This window comes from Litoribacter ruber (assembly GCF_018500185.1).
GTDB classification, from domain to species: domain Bacteria; phylum Bacteroidota; class Bacteroidia; order Cytophagales; family Cyclobacteriaceae; genus Litoribacter; species Litoribacter ruber.
Map to the genome: position 1 here is coordinate 1 of NZ_JAHBGI010000047.1, position 1,730 is coordinate 1,730.

General features: G+C 43.9%; 1 pseudogene. It reads left to right on the forward strand.

Annotated features, from left to right (window positions below):
- Nucleotides 1-151 precede the first annotated feature (151 nt).
- Nucleotides 152-1,662, forward strand: a pseudogene (locus KIH41_RS18010) (IS1634 family transposase).
- Nucleotides 1,663-1,730: the final 68 nt, after the last annotated feature.

Genomic DNA, 1,730 nt, shown 5'->3' on the forward strand with positions numbered 1-1,730 from the left:
TTTAGTTTAGCATTAGTAAGAAGAATAAATTTTTTCATCACCTGACTTCATCAACTTTTTCTGATTTCTCGAAAAAAGCCCTTTTGCTGTAAATAGGAGGGGATTTCATCGGTGTCTTGGGTGTCCCGATTCCGATTTGTAGATTTACCTTATGTTTGTAAGGGCTAAAAAGAATCATTCGGGTACAGTTTCGGTACAGGTTATCGACAAAAGTTCGGGTTCGTACAAAGTGGTAAAGACAATCGGGAGCTCTTCGGATAAGGATGAGATCACAAGACTGAAATTCCTTGCCCGGGAATACATACTCAAATCCCAAGGCCAACAAGCTATTTCCTTTGACGCGCCAACCGACTCCAACTTCTTCGATACCGTCTACCGGAGCATTCAAAATGTCCAGATGCTGGGGCCGGAGATTGTTTTGGGGAGAATTTTTGACCAGATAGGCTTCGGGGCCATTCCCGAGGAGCTTTTCAGGCATTTGGTGATTTCAAGGCTGATTTATCCTGTCAGCAAGCTCAAAACCATCAATTATCTTCAAAAATACAAAGGCTTGAACCTGCATGTTAACGAGATATACAGGTTTATGGACAGGTTCCACAAAACATACATGGAGGAGGTCAAAAGGATAAGTTATGAGCACACCGTAAGCGTTTTGGGCGATAGTTTCGGGATGATTTTTTATGATGTCACCACCCTATATTTTGAGGCTGCGGATGAGGATGACTACAGGATTTCGGGCTTCAGCAAAGACGGCAAGCACAGCAATCCCCAAATAGTGCTTGGCCTGCTGGTAGCAGAAAACGGTTATCCGCTGGATTATGAAGCCTTTCAGGGAAACAGCTTTGAGGGACACACCATGTTGCCGGTGATAGAGCGTTTCAAGGCCAAATACAAGCTTGAAAATTTAACCGTAGTTGCCGATGCGGGGCTTATGTCAAACAGCAATGTTGCCTTGCTCCGCCAAAATGGTTTTGACTTTATCCTGGGCGGCAGAATAAAAAACGAAAGCGCAGAAACAAAGAACAAGATACTGGGTCTTGAGCTGGCCGACAAAAGCTTCTCGGAATTGGAACGGCCTGATGGACTCAGAATGATCGTCCAGTATTCGGCCTCCCGGGCAGCCAAGGATGCCAAAAACAGGGAAAGGGAATGGAAAGGCTTAAGAAAAAACTGGCCTCCGGAAAGCTGTCGAAAAAGCACATAAACAACAAGGGGTACAACAAATACCTCAAACTGGAAGGGGAGGTCCATATAAGTATTGATGAGGAAAAATACAGGGCAGACAATGTTTGGGACGGCCTGAAAGGTTACGTTACCAATACCAAAATTCCGGCAGAACAGGTAATGGAAAGTTACCGCCAGTTATGGCAGGTCGAGAGGACCTTCAGAATAACCAAAACAGATTTAAAAATCAGGCCTGTATTCCATTTTAAAAAGAGGAGAATAGAGGCACACTTGAGTATAGCTTTCGTATCCTGCAAGTTATACAAGGAGTTTGAAAGACAGCTCAAGGAGAAAAAGGTATGGATGAGTGCGGAAAAGGGACTTGATGTGCTAAAAACAATTTTCGGGATTACCCTGAAAATGCCTTCGGGGAAAGAAAAAGTGATGCTTCTGGACAAGACTCCTGAACAAAAGTCAATTTTAGACCACTTTCAGTGACTCCGGGTGTCCCAATGATGAAGTCAGGAAAATATTGATTCTTATCGGCCCGATGATTCATTTCTTGC